Genomic DNA, 21,474 nt, shown 5'->3' on the forward strand with positions numbered 1-21,474 from the left:
GTCGGATACGGACCCCGCAGAAACGGCGCGATCCCGGGGTACGTACCCAGGAAATCCACACCCTCCAGGTCACGCCCGGTGTACAACGGCTTGACGCCGATGCCCTCCGGGGTCTCCCACACCAGGTCGGCCGCGGCCGACCCCGTGCTCTCCTTCACCGCCGTCTGCCACAGATCCTCCGAGCCGGCGGGAGCGGGGGAGCCCAGGCCCAGGGTGGAGAAGTCGGGGATGATGTTCCTACTGCTCATGGGGCACGTCCATCCGGTCGAGGGCAAGGGTCAGCGCGGCGACCGCGTCGCATCCCGCGAAGACGTACGAGTCCACACCGCGATACGTCCCCGGCCGGCCGGCCAGGAACACCAGCGGCGCCCGCGCCTCGACGAGCGCCTCGACGACCGCCTCGGCCTGCTCCTCGTACAGTGCGTCGCTGGAACACACACAGACCCCACCCGCGCCGCTCGCGAGGTACGCCTCGGCGACGGTCGACGGGTCGACGGATGCCGGCTCGTGGACGGGTTCGATGCCGCCCGCCCGGAAGAGGTTGGAGGCGAAGGAGACCCGCGCGGTGTGCACCGCCGCCGGGCCGAGCGCGGCGATGAACACGCGCGGCCTGCTCCCGGTCGCCGCGAGATGGGCGTCCGAGCGGACCCGCAGCGCCTCGAACGCCTCGTCGCGCCGGACGCGGGGCAGGCCGCCGGGCGGCGCCGCGGCTGCGGGCTCACGGGTCACCGGATTCTCGGCCAGGAGCGGGAACTCGCTGCTTCCGGTGACCGGTTCGCGGCGCTCGGCCAGCCCCTTCCTCCGTTCGGCCCAGGTGTCGGCGAGGCGTTCGGCGACCAGGCCCGAGCGCAGCGCGGCCGTCTGGCCGCCCGCCTTCTCCACGGTCCGGAAGAACTCCCAGGCCGCGTGCGCGAGTTCGTCGGTGAGGTGCTCGACGTAGTACGAACCGCCCGCCGGGTCGATCACGCGGGCCAGGTGGGACTCCTCCAGCAGGATGGAGGAGGTGTTGCGGGCGACGCGCCGGGCGAAGGCGTCGGGCAGGCCCAGCTCCTGGTCGAAGGGGAGCACGGTGACCGCGTCCGCGCCGCCCACTCCGGCGGCCAGACCGGCCACGGTGGTGCGCAGTATGTTCACCCAGGGATCGCGCCGCGTCATCATGACCGGCGAGGTCACCGCGTGCTGCCGCTGCGCCCCGGCACCGGGGGCCCCGCAGACCTCGGCGACCCGCGCCCACAGCCGGCGGGCGGCGCGCAGTTTGGCGATGGTCAGGAACTGGTCGGCGGTGGCCGCGTACCGGAACTCCAGCTGGCCCAGGGCCGCTTCCGCGCTCAGACCGTGCTCGGTGAGGGCTCGCAGATAGGCGACCCCGGTGGCCAGGGACAGGCCCAGCTCCTGTGCGGCGCTGCCGCCCGCCTCGTGGTACGGCAGGACGTCAACGGTCAGAGTACGGACCAGGGGGTACCCGGAGGCGATGGTCCGGGCCTGCTCGGCGGCGCCGGCGATGTCGAGCGGCTCGCCGGTCCGGGCCTCGTGGCCCAGCGGATCGGCCCCGAGGTTCGCGCGGACGGACGCGGGGGGTATCCGGCGTTCGGCACACAGGTCCAGGAACGCGTGTGCCGCCTCCGCGTGGCCGGCGCCGGCGTCCAGCACTACGGGCGCGAGGTCCAGGTGGACCCCGGCCAGGGCCGGGCCGATGCCCCCGACCGGAACGCCTTCGGTGCCGACGGGGAGCCAGACAGAGGTGCCTCCGTTCTCCAGATCGGCGAGTACGGCCTCGTTCACGCGTGCGGGGTCGGTGCCCGTGAGGCGTTGGCGTACGTCCCAGCCGCTCGCTGCGTTGCCCGCGGCCCTGCCTCCGCGGACGAAGGGGGCGAAGCCGGGAAGGCCCGCCGCGCCGGGTTCGGGCACGCTGTCGCGCGCGGTGTACAGCGGACGGGCGGTGAGCCCGTCCTGGAGCTGGGTGGACAATGCTTCTTCCACGGCATCGCCGGAGGCGTCCCTGCCCGACTTGCGCAGTACGCCCTCTACCAGGCGCTGCCACTGCTCATGTGTCGGGTCAGGGAACTCGGCGGCCAGGGAGAGCCCGTCGTCAGGCAGGACCGTCATGGCCCGGAGGCTAGAGGGCTCCGCTAAACCGGGGCCGTAGCCACTGATGGACACGGTCGGCCGGTCCCGCCCCCGCCTACGCCGCCGAGCGCAGACGCCAGACCCCCGGGCGGACCTCCGAGCAGTCCGGGGCCGGGGCGCGCAGCGCCGCCAGCCGGCGCCGGGCATAGGACTCCAGACGGGCGTCCCCCAGGACCACCGCCTCGGACAGGCACTGGCCGAAGTGCTCCTCGGCGGTGGCCGGGCGCCCGCACTCGACCGCGAGCAGCCCCATCACCCGCAGCGCCTCGAACCGCGCGCGGGGGTCCTGCGCGGCCGCGTCCAGAGCGGGGGAGAGGAGCGCCGCGGCGCCGTCGACCGCGCCCGCGTCCAGCCGCAGATCGGCCAGGCCCGTCAGAGCGCGGCTCCGTTCGGGCAGGTCGGAGGCGATGTCGGCGGCCAGCAGGGCCCGTTCGTACAGTTCGCCGGCGGCCGGCAGATCGCGGCGCTGCCAGGCCCGGTCGCCCAGCGAGCGCAGCAACCGCGCCTGGGCCGGCAGATCGCCCAGCTGATGGGCGGCGTCCAGGGCCAGCCGGTGGCAGCTCTCCCAGTCGTCCCATGCGGCGAGGGTCTCCAGCAGGCCGGTCAGCGCGTCGGCCAGGCGTACGGTCTGCTCCCACAGCCCGGTCCTGGCTGCCTGGCGGAGCACCGTGACGAACGCGGGCCGTTGCCGGACCAGCCACTCCAGGGGGTGAGCCCCGTCCACCTCCACGGTGGCCTCGCGCAGCGCCTTCTCGTACGCGGCGCACAGCCGGCCGGTGGCCGCCCGTACCGAGTCCGCCGACTCGTGCGCGGCGAGCCGGTCCGCCGCCAGCAGCCGCAGGGGTTCGGACAGCCGGTAACACGCCGGGCGGCCGGCGCTCGGCAGTTCCTCCCGGACCAGCCCGGCCGCCACCAGCTCCGCCACCGCGGCTCGTGCGCCGGCCGGTTCCGTGCCCAGGACCGCGGCGGCCGATTCCGTTCCGAAGGGCCCCTCGGGCAGCAGTCCCAGCAGCCGGAACTCCCGCTGCTGCGTGGTGCCGGCGTCCTCGTACGCGGTGCCCAGCCGGTCCAGGAACCCGGGGGCCACCGCGTCCAGTTCCGCGAGGCGCCCCGGCGTGCCACGGAACCGGGCCGCTGCGCACGGTTCGGCGCGGGCGGCGGCGCGCAGCGCCAGCGGGAGCTGGCCGCACAGGTCGGTGATCTCCGCGGCCTCCGCCTCGTCCGGCGTGTCGGTTCCGCGGCGGGCGGCCACCAGCAGCCGCCGCGCTTCCCTGGGCGCCGGCACGTCGAGGAGGAGCACCCGCCCGTCCAGCCCGCGCGGCACCCGCCGGCAGGTGACCAGGAACCTGGCCTGGGGCAGGGCCGCCGCCAAGGGCTCCACCTGGTCCGCACGGTCCACCGAGTCCAGGACCACCAGCATGCGCCGGCTGCCGGTCAGTCCTCGCAGCAGGTCGCCCAGTTCGCGGGCGTTCCCGGGCAGGGCGCCCTGGGCGCCGTACAGCCGGGCGATCCGTGCGGCGGCCGCCGGACCGTCCATGCCTTCGCGGTCCTCGTGCGCGTCGGGCCGCATGCGGAGGAGAACCCGCCCGCCGGGGAAGCGCTCGCCCGCCCGGTGCGCGGCCTCCGTGGCCAGGGCGGTCTTGCCGACGCCGACCTGGCCGCTGAGGACCACGATCCGGCCACCGGGCGCGGCCAGCAGCGCGGCCAGCTCACCCAGCTCCTCCTCGCGTCCGGTGAACAGCTGGTCGGCCGCGGGCAGCTCCACCACAGCCCGGTGTGCGGCCGGGGGCGCCGGTGCGGCCCCCTCAGGGCCGTCCGGCGCCCCCGGTCCCGGCACGACACCCGAAACCGAGCGGGCACGGTCCGCCCCCGGACCCCCGGCGCCACCGCCGTGCCCCGTCGGCCGCAGCAGCTCGGAGTCGCCGCCCAGGATCTGCCGGTGCAGCATCTGGAGTTCCAGCCCGGGATCGATGCCGAGTTCCTCCACCAGTCCGCGCCGCAGCCGGGAGAAGACCTGGAGGGCGTCCGCCTGCCGCCCCGACCGGTACAGGGCGACCATCAGGTGTGCGAAGAACTCCTCCCGCAGCGGGAACTCCGCGACCACCGACTGCAGTTCGCCGATCAGGGCCTGCTGCCGTCCCAGGTGGAGGTCGGCCCGGATCCGCTGTTCCAGCGCCGCGGTCCGCACCTCCGTCATCCGTACCGCCGTGCCGTCCAGCAGCGGACCGTGCGGGGTGTCCGAGAGCAGCGGGCCGCGCCACAGTGTCAGGGCCTGGCGCTGAAGCCGCGACGCGGCTTCGTACTCGCCCTGCTCCATCCGCTCCTGCCCGCGTTCGTACAGCTCCTGGAAGACGGTGAGGTCCAGCTGCGCGGGGTCCAGCCGCAGTTCGTAGCCGGGTGCCCGGGTCACCAGCGCGTCCCTGCCGTACTCGGCGTCCGCCTCGTCCAGCAGCTTGCGCAGCTGGGACACGTACACCTGCAACGTGGTGGTGGCGGTACGGGGCGGCTCCTCGCCCCACAGCTCGTCGATCAGGGTGTCCACGGAGACGATCTCGTTCGCCCGGACCAGGAGCGCGGCCAGGACCACCCGGATCTTCGCGGCGCGCGGTGTCAGATTTCTGGAGCCCCCGGAGCCCGGCCCCGGCCCCCCGGCCCCGCCGACCTCCAGCGGCCCCAGTATTCGAAAACGCATACGCCCTCCCCCGGCTGATTTCGATCGCCAGGCTAGGCGCGCGACCGACCCCGGCTCCGGACAGGTGCCCCCCTGAACCGGGCGCCGCAACCCCCGCACACGCATGCTGCAAGCCCCGCTTTAGCCGCGGAACGGACGATGCGGACGCCCAGGTGGGAGCGGACGAGGGGAGTACCGCTGCTGCCCCGAGCGCACCATGAGGGGGCCTACGTTGACCGAGTACCGAACCTTTACCGAGCTGATCATGGATCGGGCGCGGGTCCTGGGCGAGGCGGACGCGCACATCTTCCTGCGCGACACGGCCGCGGGGCCGGTCGAGGAACGGCTCTCGTACGCGGGCCTCGACGCCGCCGCGCGCAGCCTGGCCGTCCGGCTGCGCTCCCACGGCGCCCAGGGGCAGCCGGTGCTGCTCCTCCACCCGCAGGGCCCCGAATTCCTCAAGGCGTTCATCGGCTGCCTCTACGCGGGCGCCATCGCGGTGCCCGCCCCCCTCCCCGGCGACCGGGGCGAGCGCCTGCACCGGGTCTCCGGGATCATCAAGGACACCGGCGCGCGGCTCGTCCTCACCGACGCGGCGAGCGCCGCCGAAGTGTCCCTGTGGCTCGCCATGGAGACCCGCGCCGAAGCCGTCGTCCTGGCCTCCGACATCGTCGGCGCGACATCGGCCGCCCAGGACTGGGAACCGCCCGCGACCGGGCCCGACGACCTGGCCTTCCTCCAGTACACGTCCGGCTCCACCTCCCGGCCGCGCGGTGTCATGGTCAGCCACCGCAATCTCCTTGCCAACGAGGCGGCCATCGGACGGGCGCTCAGCACCTCGGCCGCCGACCGGTTCGGCAGCTGGCTGCCGCACTACCACGACATGGGCCTGATCGCGCACCTGCTGCACCCCCTGTGGCTGGGTTCCGCGTCCGTCCAGATGTCCGCGACCGCCTTCGTCAAACGGCCCGTCAACTGGCTCCGCATGATCTCCGAGCACGGGGTGACCGTCGGCGGCGGACCGAACTTCTGCTACGACCTGTGCCTGCGGCGGGTCACCGACGCCCAGCTCGCCGAGCTCGACCTCTCCGGCTGGCGGCTCGCCCTCAACGGTGCCGAACCGGTCCGCGCCGACACCCTCGACGCCTTCGCCGCCCGGTTCGCCGCCGCGGGCCTGCGCCCCGGAAGCATGTATCCGGCCTACGGCCTCGCCGAAGCCACCCTCGTCGTCTCCGGCACCATCCCGGGCGCCCCGTACCGCCACCGCACCGTCGACCCGGCCGCTCTCGAACGTGACGAACTGCGCACCCCCGAGCCCGGCGAGGCCGGGCGCACCCTGGTCTCCAGCGGCCCGGTCGACCAGGACTTCGACCTGCGCATCGTGGATCCCGTCAGCGGCAGCCCGCTGCCCGGCGGCCGGGTGGGCGAGATCTGGCTGCGCGGCGACAGCGTCGCCCAGGGCTACTGGCGGCGCCCCTCCGAGACCGCGCACACCTTCCACGCGGTGCTGGCGGGCGGCGACTCCGGATTCCTGCGCACCGGGGACCTGGGCGTCGTCGAGGACGGCGAGCTGTACGTCACCGGGCGGCTGAAGGACGTCATCATCCTCAACGGCCGCAACATCTACCCCCAGGACGTCGAATGGGCCGTCCGCGAGATCGACCCGGCGCTCGGAGCCGGTCACGGTGCGGTCTTCACCGTGGACGCCGACCGCGAACAACTCGTCATCGTGCACGAGGTGCGCGTCCCCCACACCGACACGGCACGGCTCCAGGACCTGACCTGCCGGATCCAGACGCTGACCGGACGGGACTTCGACGTGCCCGTCGGCAACGTCATCCTGGTCCGGCCCGGCACCCTGCGCCGCACCACGAGCGGCAAGATCCAGCGCACCCTGATGCGGAAACTGTTCCTGAGGGGCGGCCTCTCCAGCCTCCACGAAGTCCTCGACCCCGCCGTGCGCGCCCTGGTGGACACCCCCCGTCCGCCGGCCGACGACGAAGTCGTCCCCGCGTCGGCTGCCCGCCGGGCCCAGGACCTGCCGTGGTGAGCACCCTCGCGCTGGACCCCGGGCCCCGTACCCCCGGTGCGCCGGTGGGGGGCCGGGCCGCCGAGCTGGAACTCCTGCTGGGGGACCCCACCGACGCCCGCAATCCCACCGGTTACGCGAGGCTGCTGGTCGCCGACCGGCGTGGCACGCTGTCCGCGGACGCGGAGGCCCTCCTCGACGAGTTCGGCCTGAACGCCGAGTACGTGCCACGCGAACTCGGCGGCCGCTTCGACTCCGCCGAGACCCTGCTGCGCGTGATGCGCCCGGTCTTCCGGCGCGACGCCGCCCTCGGCGCCGGCTACGGCATGAGCACCTTCATGGCCGCATCGGACGTCTGGATGAGCGGCAGCAGGGCCCAGCGCGACTGGCTGGCCGAGCTGCTGCTGTCCGGCTCCAAAGCGGCCATCGCCCAGCACGAGACCGCCCACACCAACGACTTCGTCCGCAGCCAGGTGGCCGCCACACGCACCGGGGCCGGCCTCTCCGTGAGCGGTGCCAAGTCCGTCGTCAACAACCTGCACCGGGCCGACGCCCTCGTGCTGTTCTGCCGGACGGACGACCGCCCCGGCAGCGGCAGCCACTCCGCCCTCCTGCTGGATCCGCGGACCCTGCAGGCCGACCGTTACCGGGTCACCCGCCGCCGGCCCCGTACCGGCATGCGCGGCTGCCACTTCGACTCCGTCGCGTTCGAGGACTGCCCGGTACCCGAGCAGACCCTGCTCGGGCCGCTCGGCAGCGGCGTGCCCACCTCCCTGCGGTCCTTCCAGATGAGCCGCACCATCATGGCCTCCCTGGTGGCCGCTGCCGTGGACACCTGTCTGCGCACGGCCGTCCTCGTCGACCGCACCCAGAAACCCGGGCACGGCGCCCCCGTCGATCCCGAACACACGGCGACCACTCTGGCGAACGCCTTCGTGAACCTGCTGTTCTACGACTGCCTGGCCGTCGTGGCCACCCGCGCCCTGCACCTGCACCCGGCCGAGACCAGCGTCTACTCGGCGGCCGTCAAATCGCTGTTGCCGCGCGTGCTCAGCGACACGATGTACGACCTGTCCACCGTCCTCGGCTCGCAGATCTACACCCGGGGCGGCACCGTCGGCGTCTTCCAGAAACACCTGCGGGACGTGCCCGTGGTCAGCCTGGGACACGCAGGGACCGTCGCCTGCCAGGCCACGATCATCCCTCAGCTCCCGGCACTGGCTGCCCGGTCCTGGTTCGCCGAACCGCCCGCCTCCGACGCCCTGTTCAAGCCAGGCGCTCCGCTGCCCCCGTTCAGCTATGACCGTCTGGCGCTGGCCTGCGGCCGCGACAGCCTCAGCGCGTCCCTCGTGGAGACCGCGGGGACGCTGACCGGCCGGAGCCCCGTGGAGCGTGCCCTGCGCGAGCTCGCCGGGCAGATGGTCGACGAACTCCGGGACCTGCGCACCCGTGTACTGGCCTTGCCCCCGCCCGGTGGCGGAGCCCCCGTGAGCCCGGTCTGGTTCACGCTCACCGACCGGTACGTCCTGGTGCTCGCCGCCGCGGCCGTCCTCGGCGTGTGGCGGCACAGCGACGCGGGCCGCGACCCCTTCCTCTCCGACCCGGCCTGGGCGGCCCTGGCCCTGTACCACATCGCCCGGCGCCTCGGCGCCCCCGAAGTCGAAGTGCCCGCCGAATGCACGGCCCGGATCCACCAGGAGGTCCTCGCCCGCTTCGGCGACCAGCGCAGCTACGACCTGTACAACGTCCCCCTTCCCGGCTGACCGGCCGGCATGGCCTTGCACCGAAGGAGCCCGGTATGACCCTGCCCGCGCCGCCGCGCAGCGCGGCCGCCCCGCTGTACGGGTGGCTGACCGACCGGCTCGCCGTCTACCTGGACCGGGAGCCCGAGAGCATCGACCCCACCGTTCCGCTCGCGGTGTACGGCATGGACTCGGTGTGCGCACTGAGCCTCTGCGGCGACGTGGAGGACGAGTTCGGCATCCCGGTCGACCCGTCCATGGCCTGGGACCATTCCACGGTGGCCGCACTGGCCCGGCACCTGGCCTCGCGCGGCGTCAGGGTGCCGGCCGGCGGAACGCGCCCGTGACGGGCGCCGGCGCGGTGGCCGTCGTCGGGATGGACTGCGTCTTCCCCGGCGCGGTCGGTGCCGAGGCCTTCTGGGAGCTGCTCGTCCGCGGCGGCGACAGCATCGGCGAGCTGCCCGCCGGGCGGCGCGAGGGGACCGGCTTCGACGCATCCGTGCGCGGGGGGTTCATCGAGGACATCGCCACCTTCGACAACGACTTCTTCACCGTCTCACCCCGCGAGGCCGCGGCCATGGACCCGCAGCACCGGCTGCTCCTCCAGTGCGCGTGGCGGGCGCTGGAGGACTCCGGCCAGTCCCCGGCCGCCCTCGCCGGCAGCGACACGGGGGTCTTCGTCGGGGCGATGGGCAGCGAGTGGGCCCAGCTCCACATGGCCGACCACTCCCGGGTCACCCCTCAGCTCGGCGCCGGCTCCAGTTCCTGCATGGCCGCCAACCGGATCTCGTACCACCTCGACCTCAAGGGGCCCAGCCTCGCCGTCGACACCGCCTGTTCCTCCTCCCTCGTCGCCGTGCACCTGGCCGTCAACTCCCTGCTGGCGGGAGAGTGCGGCACCGCGCTCGCCGGAGGCGTCAACCTCGTGCTGACCCCGGCCCTCGGCCGCGTCTACGCGCAGATGGGCCTGGCCGCCCCCGACGGCCGCTGCAAGCCGTTCAGCGCTGACGCGGACGGCATCGGGCGCAGCGAGGGAGCGGGCACCGTCGTGCTGCGAAGGCTGGAGGACGCGCTCGCCGACGGGCAGCGCGTGTACGCCGTCATCCGGGGCTCCGCAGTCAACCAGGACGGCCGCAGCAACGGGGTCACCGCCCCCAACCGGTGGTCGCAGCGCGAGGTCGTCGCCGCCGCCTACCGGCGCGCCGGAGTCACTGCCGACCGCATCCGCTTCATCGAGGCCCACGGCACCGGCACCGCGCTCGGCGACATCATCGAGTGCGCCGCCCTCGGCGAACTCCACGCCGTGCGGCGTCCCGAGCCCTGCGCCATCGGCTCCGTCAAGGGCAACCTGGGGCACACCGAGGGCGCCGCCGGCATCGCCGGCCTCATCAAAGTCGCACTCGCCCTGCACCACCGCCTGGTGCCCGCCAGCCGCCACGCCGCCCGCGAGAACCCTCAGCTCCGGCTCGCCGAGCGCGGTCTGAGCCTGCTCAAGGCGCCCCTGCGGCTACCGGCCGGAGAGGTCCTCGCCGGAGTCAGCAGCTTCGGAATGGGCGGCACCAACGCCCACGCCGTCCTCGCCGGAGCTCCGCGAGTGCGCCGCACACCCGCTCGCCGTACCCGTACCGCCGCCCCGGTCGGCGTGTTCACCGTCTCCGGCAACACTCCCGAAGCGCTGCGCCGCAACCTCGCCTGTCAGGCCGAGGCCGTCGCCCGCCGCCCGCGCGGCGACGCCGCTGCCCTGTGCTGGACCAGCAACCAGGTCAAGACGGGCCTGGGCTACCGGGCCGCGATCACCGCCCGCGACACCACGGAACTGGCGTCCGCCCTGCGAGCGGCCGCGGACGACGCCCAGCTGAGGGCCGGTATCGCCGACCGGGCCTGGCACCCCCCGGCCGTCGGCTTCCTCTTCAGCGGCCAGGGTGCCCAGGAACCGGGCATGACCGCCGGTCTCTACCGCGACAGCGCCGCCTACCGCCGCCACCTCGATGAGGCCGACGCCGCACTCGCCCCCCACCTGGGCGGTTCGGTCCGCGACCTGATCCTCGGCGAGGACCCGGCCGTCCACCGCACCGGCTGGGCCCAGCCCGCCCTGTTCGCCGTCGGCTACGCGCTGTGGCGCACCCTGGGCGACCTCGGTGTCCATGCCGACGCCGTGCTCGGCCACAGCGTCGGCGAGTTCGCCGCGGCCGTCGCCGCCGGCGCGCTCACCCTGGAGGACGCCGTCCGGCTGATCTCCGTACGAGCGCGGCTGATGGAGGAACTCCCCGAAGGCGGCGGCATGCTCTCCGTACACGCGGACGCGGCCGAGGCGCGGGAGGTGCTGAGGACCCTCCCCCACGCCACCCGGCGGGCGGTGGCCGTGGCCGCCGTCAACGGGCCCGGCAACACGGTCCTGTCCGGTGCCCTGGAGGCACTCGACGCCGTCGCCGCCGGACTGCGCGCGTCCGGTATCCGCAGCGGCCGGCTGCGCGTCTCGCACGCCTTCCACTCGCCGCTGACCGAACCGGCCCTGGACCGGTTCGCCGAGTCCGCGGCCGGAGTCGCCTGTACCGCCCCCCGCATCCCCTTCGCCTCCACCCGTTACGGGCGCATGCTCGGTGACGAGCCGCTGGACGCCGCGTACTGGCGTGAGCAGGCCCGGGAACCGGTGCTGTTCGAGGCGGCCCTGGACGCCCTGATGACCGACCTGATGCCCGGGGTGCTGATCGAGATCGGCCCCGCCCCCCAGCTCATCCAGCTCGCCGGCCGGACCGGACTGCCCGGGGGAGTGCGGCTGCTGCATCCCGCGCCCGGCGTTCACGCGGGCGGCGCCGACCTCGCCGAGACCGCCGCCGCCCTCTACCGCAGCGGACTCGACCTGCACTGGCAGGAGCTGTACGAGCCCGCGCACCGCGCTGTGGAGCGGCTGGCGCCGTACACGTTCTCCACCGAGAACCGGTACTGGCACGCTCCCGTGCCCCGTGCCGCCACCCTGACCGCGGCCCCGGCCCCCGCCTCCCCCGGCGGGTCCGGGGCCGCGCCCCGCGCCGGCGCCGGCACCGGACTCCTTGCCGGACCGGCCGCCCCCGCACCGGGCGGGCCCGAGGACCCCGTGCTCGGAGCCGTGATCGCCGCCGTCGTCGAGGTCGGCGGGTACGACCCGGCCCGGGTCGGCCACGAGACCCGGTTCTACGCCGACCTCGGCTTCGACTCCGTGATGATCATGCAGCTCAAGGACCGCGTCGAATCGAGACTGCCGCAGACCGGCAGCGTCACCGTCCAGCAAATCCTCCCGGCCCTGCGGACGGTGGGCTCACTCGCCTCGTTCCTCGGCGAGTGGATCAGCGTAGGAGCCACCCCATGAGCCGCCCCACGGGCATGCCCGCACCCGCCTTCCACATCGCCGGCACCGCCGCCGCCCTGCCCGGGCCGGCCGTCACCAACGCCTGCCTCGGCAAGGTCTTCGGGATCAGCGAGGAGTGGATCGACCTCTTCGTAGGCACCCGCGCCCGCCACTTCGGCTGGGACCTGGCCACCGGCGAGGTCCTGCACTCCCTCACCGACCTCTGCGCCGAGGCCGCAGGCAGGGCGCTCGCCGCGTCCGGATTCGCCGCCTGCGACCTCGACTTCCTGGTCCTCAGCACCACCACCCCCGACACCCTGCTCCCGACCACCGCCACACAGGTCGCCGACCGGCTCGGTCTCAACTACCTGCCCGTGTACCAGATCCAGGCGGGCTGCGCGGGCGCCGTCCAGGCCCTCGACCTCGGCCGCGCGCTGATCGCCTCCGGCCACCGGGCCGGGCTCGTCGTCGGCGGGGACGTCACCGCCCGCTTCCTCGACCCCACGCGCGGCGCCTCCACCCTGCCCACCCAGGAGCTCGTCAACTACGTGCTGTTCGGCGACGGCGCGGGCGCGGCCGTCGTCAGCGCGGACCCCGAGGGCGAGGCCATCGGCGTACGGGCGCTGCTCAACTGCTTCACCGGGCAGGGCCGCGCCCCGGGCCAGACCATCGACTGGGAGGGGCCCGCCCGCCGGGATCCGAACCGCAGCATGCTTCACGAGGACTACAAGGCCATCGAGGAGGGCGTGCCCACCATGGCGGGGGAGATCCTCTGGCAGCTGCTGGAGACCACCGGCTGGAGCCCGGACGAATTCGACTTTCTGCTGCCGCCACAGCTCTCGGGCCGGATGACCCGGCGCATCGTCGAGGATCTGGCGCTGCCCGGCCCCCGGGAGATCTCCTGCGTCGCCGACACCGGCAACACCGGAAACGCCCTGCCGTTCGTACAGCTCGACCGCCTCGTGCCGGAGCTCCGCCCCGGAGACCGGGCCCTGGCCCTCGTCGTCGAGTCCAGTAAGTGGATCAAGGCAGGCCTCGCCCTGGAGAAGGAGGACACACGGTGACCACCCCGCTGGAAGAACTCCGCGCGCTGCACACCACCGGGAGACTCGCCGCGTGCTACCCGCAGGTGCGCGCCCTGCTGGCCGAGATCACCGACGACCCCGCCCGGACCGAGGCCGACCTGCTGTCCGAACTGCGCCGTTGCGGCCGCGTTCTGGCCTCCCTGCGCACCGAGGACGTCCTGGCCGGTCATCCGGCGACGCCCGTGGTCACCGTCGCCGTCACCGGGCACTCCACTCTGGCCCAGCTCGCCGACCCGCTGACCGCCGAGCTGGCCCGGCACGGCCTGCTGGCCCACCAGGTCCACGGCACCCACGGTGCCTACCTGCGCGATCTCACCGACCCCGGCGGGGAACTGCGCACCGCCCGCCCCGACCTCACTCTGTGCGTCCTGGACGCCGACGCAGTCCTCGGCCGGCTCCCGCTGCCCTGGGGCCCCGACGACGTCGAGACCGCCTGCGCGGAACTCGCCGCCCGCCTCACCCTCGTCGCGGAGGCACACACCGCCGACGGCACCGGCACCCTGGTCCTCAACACCCTCCCGCTGCCCCGCCACTGCGCCCAGCAGCTCGTGGACCAACGCGGGCGCGCCCGGCTGGGCGCGGTGTGGCGCGAGTTCAACGCCCGTCTGCTGCGCCTGACCGAGAGCCACCCCGCCGTCGTGGTCCTCGACCTCGACCCGGTCATCGCGTCCACAGGCCCGGCCGGCGACCCGCGTCTGGCCCTCTACACCCGCTCGCCCTTCACCGACGAGCTGTTCTCCGCCTACGCCCGCGACGCGGCACACGTGCTGCGCTCCCGGTCCGGCCTGGCCAAGAAGTGCCTCGTCCTCGACCTCGACAACACCCTGTGGGGCGGGGTCCTCGGCGAGGACGGGCCCGACGGCATCGCGCCGGGCGGCAGCCTGATCGGCGAGCCGTACGCGGCCGTCCAGCGGGTGGCGAAACAGCTCGCGGCCCAGGGGGTCCTGCTCGCCGTCAGCAGCAAGAACGACCCCGGCCCGGTCCGCGACGTGCTCGCCGGCCACCCCGACATGACCCTTCGCCCCGCGGACTTCGTCGCCGTCCACGCCGGCTGGGAGCCCAAGGACGGCAGCCTCCACACCATCGCCCGGCGTCTGGGCATCTCCGCCGACGCCCTCGTCTTCCTCGACGACTCGCCCGCGGAGCGGGCCCTGGTCCGCCGCCACCTGCCGGGCACCGCGGTCGTGCCACTCGGCGCCGAACCGGCCCTGCACCTGCACGCCCTGCTGCGGGACGGCTGGTTCGACACGCCGCAGATCACCGACGACGACACCCGTCGCACCGTCCGCTATCAGGAGGCCGCCGCACGCGAGGAGTTCCGCGGGAGCACCGGCTCCTACGAGGACTACCTGGCGGAACTGCGTACCGAGGTCACCCTCTCCGAGCCCGAGCCGCACGAGATCCGCCGGCTCTCCCAGCTGTCGCTGCGCACCAACCAGTTCAACCTCACCGGCGAACGGGTCCAGGCCGACCGCGTCACCGCTCTTCACCACGCCGACGGCCACCAGGTGCTCGCCGTCCGCGTCAGCGACCGCTTCGGCGACAGCGGGCTGGTCGGCGCGCTCTTCATCCGCCGTGAGGGGGACACCTTGGCCGTGGACAACGTGTTCCTCAGCTGCCGGGCATTGGCCCGCGGCATCGAGGACGCCTGCCTGGCCACCGTACTGGCCCATGCCCGTGGTCAGCACCTGGCCGCCGTGCGGGCCCGCTACCGCCCGACCCGCAGCAACGCGAGGGTGCGCGGCTTCTACCCGTCCCTCGGCTTCACAGCGGAGGAGGGAACGGACGGGGACGGCATCTGGTTCCGGCACACGCTGGACCCCCTGCCGCCCGTACCGGGTCATCTGACCCTCGACGCCCGACTCGGAGGGAGGGTCCATGGACACCACCTGCAACATCACTGACCTGCCCCGCTTCCTCGCCCACGTCTGCGAGGAACTCGGTCTCGATCTGACCCCGGAGGAAGCCGCCGCGGATTTCGATACCCTGCTGGACTGGGACTCGGTACACCTGCTGCGCCTGGTCATGCTCGCCGAACGGGCCACCGGCCGTCCCGTCCCGGTCGCCCGGGTGCTCCAGGCCCGCAACCTCGCCGAGGTCCACGGTCTGGTGGTCGCACCGTGACCATGGCCATCGGGGACCCCCTCGCCGCGACCGTGGCGGGTACCAACTGGACCGCTGTGCGCAGCGAACTGGCGGCGCACGGTACCGCGCTGGTGCACGGCCGCCTCGACGACTGGCGCCCCGCCGACCCCGGCGGGGCCGCGCTGCGCGCCACCCTCGGCCGGGACTGGACCCGCTACCGGGACATCACGCACGAGGAGATGCGCGACCAGTTCGCCGCCTCCCGCATGCTGCTCAAACACGCCGCGGCCGCCGCGCTGCACGCCGAGCCGCAGGACCTGGAACTGATGTACGGGCCCACCGGCCGGCCGTACCTGCGCGGCTGCGACCAGATCGACATCAGCCTCAGCCACACCGACGACCTGCTGCTGGTCGGCCTGACCACGCGCGGCCTGGTCGGTGTGGATGCCGAGCGGTCCGACCGGCGTATCTACAGCCGCGGGCTCGACCGGCACATCTGCACCCCGCACGAGCGGCTGCTCGTCTCCGAGCTGCCGGAGGAGGAGCGCAACCCGAGCCTGCTGCGGCTGTGGACGCTCAAGGAGGCGTACAGCAAGGCCATCGGGCAGGGGATGCGGTTCAGGTTCACCGAGTTCGGCTTCGGCCCCGACGGCCGGCCCACCCAGGTGCACCGCCCGGACGGGACACCCGGAGCGGGCGACGAGTGGTCCTTCCGCACGTGCCTCCTGGTCAGCGACGGCCTGGAGTTCTGTGTCAGCGCCGCCGTCTACGATGCCGGGCTCGGCCGGACCGTGGACGCCCAGATCACCACCATGCTCGACTCCGACGCGGTGGCCGCGCTCACCGAGGCGCTGGAAGGGGAGTGGTCGCATGACTACTGGTCACAGGTCCTCGACCACTGAGGTGGTCGTCTCCAGGACGGCCCGGTCGGCCTGGATGAGGCTGAGGGAGACCGCCGCCAGCCGCCGCCCCCTCCCGTCCTTGCCGAGCGGCTCCCACACTGCCGCGCAGCGCAGCGGCAGGTCCGGTTCCGCGTAGCCCCGGAAGTGCGCCCGCAGCGAGGCCAGCGTGATCCGCCGGGCCGCCAGCCCGTGCGCCCGCACGGCGGCGTACAGCGAGACCTGCCGCACGGCCTCCAGCAGGACCCGCGCCGGGATCTCCCCGTCGACGGGCGGGGGCAGCACCACGTCGACGGCGAGCCGTCCGCCGGCTGTACCGGGGTTGCGCAGCAGCACGTCACGGGAGTCCTCGTACCCGAGGTCGGCCGCGTCGACAGGAGAGCCCGCCGGGGCGGCCGCACCGCCCCCGCCGGCCGTGCCGCAGGCGGCCAGCAGCGCTGCGCGGCTGTGGCGGCGGTGGTTGGTGTGCACGCCGGGCGCCAGGAAGACCAGGCTGGCGTCCCCGGCACCACAGGGACTGCCGTCGATCCGGATCGCCATGCGGAACTCCAGCACCCGCGGTACGCCGTCCACGACCTTGTCCGGGCGTACGCTCAGCCGGACGTCGAGCCGACCGGTCGGCACACCGCCGCGCAGCGCCGCGATGTCGTCCGCCCACAGCCCGAAGCGGTAGAAGACCGCCACGCGGTCGGGGTTCACGGCGAAATGGCAGCGCCCGATGAACTCAGCGGCCTCCTGGACCGCACCGACCACGTCCAACAGCTCATGGAAGCGCCGCCCCTGTGAGTTCCCGGCCGGGAACTCACAGACCAGGACGAACTCCTCCTCGGTGTCAGGTACGGCCGGTACCGGATGCTGCCACGACCTCGGCCGGTGGATCAGATGACGGACCGCGGGACTCCGCACACGCCACACCCCCTCAGAACCGGACCGGATCCGGTCTCGGCCCGATTCAGAGTGCACGGTTGGAGGACGCCGGAACCAGCCATCCGTGATGGCAGCAAGTGGTCCGGCACGTAATGCCTTACGTCATGCCGTCGGGGAGTCGAGCATCCCGCTCGCGGCCGCGCTCACGCCCGCCTGGAACCGGCTGGTGGACTCCAGTTCCTCCATGATCTGGGAAATGTAACGACGGCAGGTCCGGACCGACATGCCCAGTCGTCGCGCCACCACCTCGTCCTTGTGCCCCTGGGCCATCAGCCTGACGATCGATCGTTTCAGGTCATCGGTCACGGCTGTGGGCTCCTCGGCCCCCGGCGAGAAGGACGTGGCGGCCGTCCACAGGTGCTCGTACACCTTGTAGAGGAAGGCCACGAGCGCCGGCTCGCGCACCACGACCGCACCGGGGGCGCGGCCGTCCACGTTCTGCTCGGGGAGAAAGACGATCTCCCGGTCGTAGATGACGATCCGGTCGATCAGCTCGTCCGTCGTACGGACCTCGGCGCCGGCGGCTGTCACGGCCCGCACGTACGCGCTGGTCGCCAGATCGCTGCGTACGGTGTGCTGGTAGAGGTGGCGCACCGTCACCCCGCGCGCCAGGCGCGTCAGTGTGAGCGGCCGCGCGTTGTCGAGGAAGTGGCTGGGTCTGGGGCCGCCGGGCTGTGCGGTGAGCACCTCCGTATGGCACCGGGCGCCCCAGTCGTTGAGCATCGACTGCAGGACGCCGATGTCGCTGATGATGTCGAAGGCTTCCGCCTGGTTGCGACGCTGGCGGCTCTCGAAGTACGTGGGTTCCAGAGCCCGCATCCGTGTGCGTACGTCTGTGACGGCCTGCTGCAGCTCACGGATCTGTGTCTCGGTGGGTCCGACGAGGTCGGCCGCCGCCGCGTCGGGGCTGACCGGGACGAAGGTGCCCGGCTCGCCGGGTGTCGGGTGGAGCAGGCTCAGGGTCTGCAACTTCTTCTCGATCTGGGCGGCCTCTTCGAGGCTGATCCCGAGCGCCTCGGCCACTCCGTGCCGCGTGTACCGGCCATGAGTCACGGCGTGTTGATAAGCAATGGCGCAGTCGTCGTCGAAGGCATCGGAGTGCGGCAAGTAAAGCGGTTCTCCGGCCATCCCCTTGGTTACTCCCCCGTACGTGGAACTAGTTGCCAGACCACTTTACGTCATCGAGTTTCGCTTGAGAGCGACTTGAGCCGGTTGGCAGTCTGTACCTCGCACCGCACGGATGTCTACAGGGGGTAAAGATGAACAAGGCAGCGGCGAAGCGCATATTCTCGGGTTTGCTCGTTACGCTCGGAATTTGGGGAAGTCTTGGAATGGGCTTGGCGGAAGCATCGACTCCGGATCTGCGAGCGAAGGCCGACATTTCCGGTTCGTCCCTCGGCGGTGACGTGTGGTTCCACGTTCTCGACGACCAGTGGGGTGTCACCCACCCCTGACTCGGACCTTGGGTCGGCGTTGCTCTTCCGCTCCCCGACCGGCCGACACGGCCGGTTGCGGGAGCTTTGCCGTTCCTGGGGCAATCCGTGACCGATGAGGGCCCGCCCCTTGCCACTCCATCCGGCGAGATGCGCCCCTTCCGCACGTAAATGTGCACCGAGTTTCTCGAATGCTCTGCGCATGTGCCGGATGCACGTGCACCCCAAAGAATGCAAGGCCGTTCATTTGACGGCCACCCTTTTGATTCTGTCGGTTCCTTCCGCGGCGTGCTCGGTATTGCCCGGATTTCCGTCCGGGCTGCGGGGCGTTACGGATTTCGCGAATTCCAGGCGCTCCGCGGCCGAGGTGCCGTTTCCGGCCGCGGATCCGATCGGGCCGTACGGGGAAAAGACTTCCCGGCAGAGGGCCCCGGCCGGACTCCGGTGCCGCGCGCACGTCAGGTGCACCGCGCACCCGCCGGTGCGGCCGCGCCGCACCCGCCCCCGTGCTCCCGGCCGGGGCCCTCCCGTCCGCCCCGTGACCCACGAGCGGTACGCCCCGCGCGAGGCGTACCTCGTGCCACGGCCCGCGGCGGCCCGCTGAAGTACCTGGCCGCGTACGAGGATGCCCGGTCCCGCAGGAGTCCGGCCGTGGCGCCGAGCACCGGGACGGGTCGTGCCGGACCACAGCTCTCCACTGACCGGTCGGGGCGGTAGCTGCTCCGCCGACGTTCCCCCAGCTCGCCGGGCGCCTCCGACACTCCTAAATGGTCATGCTCAAGACAACACGGGAAATCCCTGCCCCGCACATCCGTGCGACTCGGGCAGCTCGGCTTTCACCGCGCCGCGGTTCCGGAGAATGACCGGCCCGTCGCTCAGCGCTAATTGGGGTCTCCGCCACGAGGAAAAAAACAGGTCCGGCGTTCGGTTTCCCGTCCGGCGCGGGGAGCGAAGAATCTGATCATCCTGCCCCCTTCATGAGTTCCTCGGCGGACGCGCGCGATATCCACACATGTACGCGCACCAGGCACGGGTGCCGCGGAGTCCCTGCTCCCGCCCCGCCCGCCGGGACACTCCGCCGTCCTGCACGCAAGCCTGGCTTTAGGGGGTCCGCCGAACCTCTGTGGCGCGCCAGCCGGCCCACTGGCCCACCCGCGTCGAAAGGTGACCTTGAATGAGCATCGTCGAGGACAGGCCCGTACGCCCCGCGGAGCGCCCGCCGACGCCCCAGCCCGTTCCGCACACCACCCTGCGCGAACGCACGGCCGAACTGAACGCCCTCCAGGAGCAGGTGTTCCGCGGCCCGAGCGACCGCGCCACCGAGGCCCAGCACGCCAAAGGCAAGCTGACGGCCCGTGAACGTGTCGCCCTCCTCTTCGACAAAGGTACGTTCGTCGAGATCGAGGGCCTGCGCCGTCACCGGGCCACCGGCTTCGGCCTGGAGGACAAGAAGCCGCACAGCGACGGTGTCGTCATCGGCTGGGGCACCGTCCACGGCCGCACCGTCTTCACGTACGCCCATGACTTCCGGATATTCGGCGGCGCCCTCGGCGAGGCCCACGCGGAGAAGATCCACAAGGTCATGGACCTCGCCGAGGCCGCCGGAGCCCCCGTCGTCGGCCTGTGCGACGGCGCCGGCGCCCGTATCCAGGAAGGCGTCTCGGCCCTGGCCGGCTACGGCGGCATCTTCCAGCGCAATGTCCGCAACTCCGGCGTCATCCCTCAGATCTCGGTGATGCTCGGGCCCTGCGCGGGCGGCGCGGCGTACTCCCCGGCGCTCACGGACTTCGTCTTCATGGTCCGCGGCACCTCACAGATGTTCATCACCGGCCCCGATGTCGTCCGGTCGGTGACCGGTGAGGAGATCTCCCAGAACGGCCTCGGGGGTGCCGATGTGCACGCCGCGGTCTCAGGAGTGGCCGCCTTCGCGTACGACACCGAGGAGAGCTGCCTGGAGGACGTCCGCCACCTCCTGTCGATGCTCCCCTCGAACAATCGAGAGCTTCCGCCCGTCGCCCCGGCCGACGACCCCGCCGACCGCCGGTGCGAACGCCTGCTGGACCTGGTCCCCTCCCAGCCCAACCAGTCCTACGACATGCGCCGGGTGATCGAGGAGATCGTCGATCACGGTGACTTCTTCGAGGTCCATGGGCAGTGGGCGCAGAATGTCGTCTGCGGCCTCGCCCGGCTCGACGGCCGGGTCACCGGCATCGTCGCGAACCAGCCCGCCGTCCTCGCCGGCGTGCTCGACATCGAGTCCAGCGAGAAGGCCGCCCGCTTCGTCCAGTTCTGCGATGCCTTCAGCATCCCGCTGGTCACTCTGGTCGACGTACCCGGCTTCCTTCCGGGCGTGGACCAGGAACACGGCGGAGTGATCCGGCACGGAGCCAAGTTGCTCTACGCGTACTGCAACGCCACCGTCCCACGGATCTCGCTCGTCCTGCGCAAGGCGTACGGCGGCGCCTACATCGTCATGGACTCCCGCTCCATCGGCGCCGACGTCGCACTGGCCTGGCCCAGCAACGAGATCGCCGTCATGGGTGCCGAGGGGGCGGCCAACGTCATCTTCCGCCGCGAGATCGCCGCCGCCGACGATCCCGAGGCGATGCGCGCACAGAAGATCAAGGAGTACACGACCGCACTCATGCACCCCTACTACGCTGCCGAGCGCGGCCTCGTCGACGATGTGATCGATCCCGCCGACACCCGCAGCCGGCTGATCGGCGCTCTCGCCATGCTGCGGACGAAGCACGTGCCGCTCCCGGGCCGCAAGCACGGAAACCTCCCGCTGTGACGGCCGGGGAGCCCCGAGCCGGGGTGGAACTCTCGCTGGCCTCGCTGCGGATCACCGGAGGCAATCCGAGCGCCGAGGACGTTGCCGCGCTTGCCGCGGTACTCGCCGCCCGCTTCGCGCCTGGCGGGGACGCCGCGGGTGCCGCCGACGGCGTGCGGGGCGACGAGCCGCGCGCACCCGGGCGGGGCCGCATCCGCTGGGAGCAGCCCGCGGGTTCCTACCGTGCCCCCGGAGCGTGGGTGTCGTGACGACCGGCCATATCCGCAAGGTGCTCATCGCCAATCGTGGCGAAATCGCTGTCCGTGTTGCCCGGGCCTGCCGGGACGCGGGTATCGGCAGCGTGGCCGTCTACGCCGA

The 21,474-nt window shown here is 72.8% G+C and carries 17 protein-coding genes; 12 read left to right on the top strand and 5 right to left on the bottom strand.

What is annotated here, in order from left to right; genetic code table 11:
* The 3 genes from ABZ565_RS34340 to ABZ565_RS34350 all read right to left on the bottom strand — a co-directional run.
* On the bottom strand, positions 1 to 248 hold a 248-nt coding region (locus ABZ565_RS34340; protein WP_361035974.1), incomplete at its 3' end, for a methylmalonyl-CoA mutase family protein.
* Positions 238 to 2,106, bottom strand: a complete 1,869-nt coding sequence (locus ABZ565_RS34345; protein ID WP_361035977.1) for a methylmalonyl-CoA mutase family protein — start codon at positions 2,104 to 2,106, stop codon at positions 238 to 240. The genes ABZ565_RS34340 and ABZ565_RS34345, both read right to left, overlap by 11 nt.
* Positions 2,107 to 2,182: 76 nt before the next feature.
* The gene (locus ABZ565_RS34350; RefSeq protein WP_361035980.1) at positions 2,183 to 4,819 is read right to left on the bottom strand and encodes an AfsR/SARP family transcriptional regulator; all 2,637 of its coding nucleotides are present in this window, start codon (positions 4,817 to 4,819) and stop codon (positions 2,183 to 2,185) included.
* A gap of 211 nt (positions 4,820 to 5,030) precedes the next feature.
* Between ABZ565_RS34350 and ABZ565_RS34355 the strand changes: the two genes are divergently transcribed.
* The 8 genes from ABZ565_RS34355 to ABZ565_RS34390 are packed head-to-tail and all read left to right on the top strand — an operon-like array spanning position 5,031 to position 15,966.
* Positions 5,031 to 6,848 carry a fatty acyl-AMP ligase gene (locus ABZ565_RS34355; protein WP_361035983.1) on the top strand — a complete coding sequence of 606 codons (1,818 nt, stop codon included), beginning with the start codon at positions 5,031 to 5,033 and terminating at the stop codon, positions 6,846 to 6,848.
* The gene (locus tag ABZ565_RS34360; protein WP_361035986.1) at positions 6,842 to 8,590 is read left to right on the top strand and encodes an acyl-CoA dehydrogenase; all 1,749 of its coding nucleotides are present in this window, start codon (positions 6,842 to 6,844) and stop codon (positions 8,588 to 8,590) included. The genes ABZ565_RS34355 and ABZ565_RS34360 overlap by 7 nt, the downstream gene beginning before the upstream one ends.
* Positions 8,591 to 8,625: 35 nt before the next feature.
* Complete coding sequence (locus ABZ565_RS34365) at positions 8,626 to 8,916, top strand: acyl carrier protein (protein WP_018554972.1); 291 nt, start codon at positions 8,626 to 8,628, stop codon at positions 8,914 to 8,916.
* Positions 8,913 to 11,915 (top strand): beta-ketoacyl synthase N-terminal-like domain-containing protein, encoded by a 3,003-nt coding sequence (locus tag ABZ565_RS34370; RefSeq protein WP_361035989.1) that lies wholly within the window; start codon positions 8,913 to 8,915, stop codon positions 11,913 to 11,915. The genes ABZ565_RS34365 and ABZ565_RS34370 overlap by 4 nt, the downstream gene beginning before the upstream one ends.
* Positions 11,912 to 12,958, top strand: coding sequence for a 3-oxoacyl-ACP synthase III family protein (locus tag ABZ565_RS34375; protein WP_361035992.1), 1,047 nt, complete (start codon positions 11,912 to 11,914; stop codon positions 12,956 to 12,958). Before ABZ565_RS34370 ends, ABZ565_RS34375 begins: the two co-directional genes overlap by 4 nt.
* The gene (locus ABZ565_RS34380; RefSeq protein ID WP_361035995.1) at positions 12,955 to 14,883 is read left to right on the top strand and encodes an HAD-IIIC family phosphatase; all 1,929 of its coding nucleotides are present in this window, start codon (positions 12,955 to 12,957) and stop codon (positions 14,881 to 14,883) included. Before ABZ565_RS34375 ends, ABZ565_RS34380 begins: the two co-directional genes overlap by 4 nt.
* Positions 14,858 to 15,103: an acyl carrier protein gene (locus ABZ565_RS34385; RefSeq protein ID WP_361035999.1), complete on the top strand. Its 246-nt coding sequence runs from the start codon at positions 14,858 to 14,860 to the stop codon at positions 15,101 to 15,103. Before ABZ565_RS34380 ends, ABZ565_RS34385 begins: the two co-directional genes overlap by 26 nt.
* 2 nt (positions 15,104 to 15,105) lie before the next feature.
* On the top strand, positions 15,106 to 15,966 hold the full coding sequence (locus ABZ565_RS34390; protein WP_361036017.1) for a 4'-phosphopantetheinyl transferase superfamily protein: 861 nt from the start codon (positions 15,106 to 15,108) through the stop codon (positions 15,964 to 15,966).
* Here ABZ565_RS34390 and ABZ565_RS34395 read toward each other — a convergent pair.
* A complete protein-coding gene (locus ABZ565_RS34395; RefSeq protein WP_361036002.1) occupies positions 15,946 to 16,869 on the bottom strand; it encodes an AfsA-related hotdog domain-containing protein in 924 nt (307 codons plus the stop codon). The two genes, ABZ565_RS34390 and ABZ565_RS34395, sit on opposite strands and share 21 nt — an antisense overlap.
* A gap of 123 nt (positions 16,870 to 16,992) precedes the next feature.
* Positions 16,993 to 17,943 carry a helix-turn-helix domain-containing protein gene (locus ABZ565_RS34400; RefSeq protein ID WP_361036005.1) on the bottom strand — a complete coding sequence of 317 codons (951 nt, stop codon included), beginning with the start codon at positions 17,941 to 17,943 and terminating at the stop codon, positions 16,993 to 16,995.
* A 206-nt stretch (positions 17,944 to 18,149) separates the two neighbouring features.
* Between ABZ565_RS34400 and ABZ565_RS34405 the strand changes: the two genes are divergently transcribed.
* The 4 genes from ABZ565_RS34405 to ABZ565_RS34420 form a co-directional block, all read left to right on the top strand.
* Positions 18,150 to 18,344 (top strand): hypothetical protein, encoded by a 195-nt coding sequence (locus ABZ565_RS34405; RefSeq protein ID WP_361036008.1) that lies wholly within the window; start codon positions 18,150 to 18,152, stop codon positions 18,342 to 18,344.
* 1,153 nt (positions 18,345 to 19,497) lie between these two features.
* Positions 19,498 to 21,117: an acyl-CoA carboxylase subunit beta gene (locus ABZ565_RS34410; RefSeq protein WP_361036011.1), complete on the top strand. Its 1,620-nt coding sequence runs from the start codon at positions 19,498 to 19,500 to the stop codon at positions 21,115 to 21,117.
* Positions 21,114 to 21,365 carry an acyl-CoA carboxylase epsilon subunit gene (locus ABZ565_RS34415; protein WP_361036014.1) on the top strand — a complete coding sequence of 84 codons (252 nt, stop codon included), beginning with the start codon at positions 21,114 to 21,116 and terminating at the stop codon, positions 21,363 to 21,365. Before ABZ565_RS34410 ends, ABZ565_RS34415 begins: the two co-directional genes overlap by 4 nt.
* An 11-nt stretch (positions 21,366 to 21,376) precedes the next feature.
* A partial coding sequence (locus ABZ565_RS34420; RefSeq protein WP_281179312.1) for a biotin carboxylase N-terminal domain-containing protein occupies positions 21,377 to 21,474 on the top strand: 98 nt, incomplete at its 3' end.

It is taken from the genome of Streptomyces sp. NPDC016469 (assembly GCF_040632905.1).
Taxonomy (GTDB): domain Bacteria; phylum Actinomycetota; class Actinomycetes; order Streptomycetales; family Streptomycetaceae; genus Streptomyces.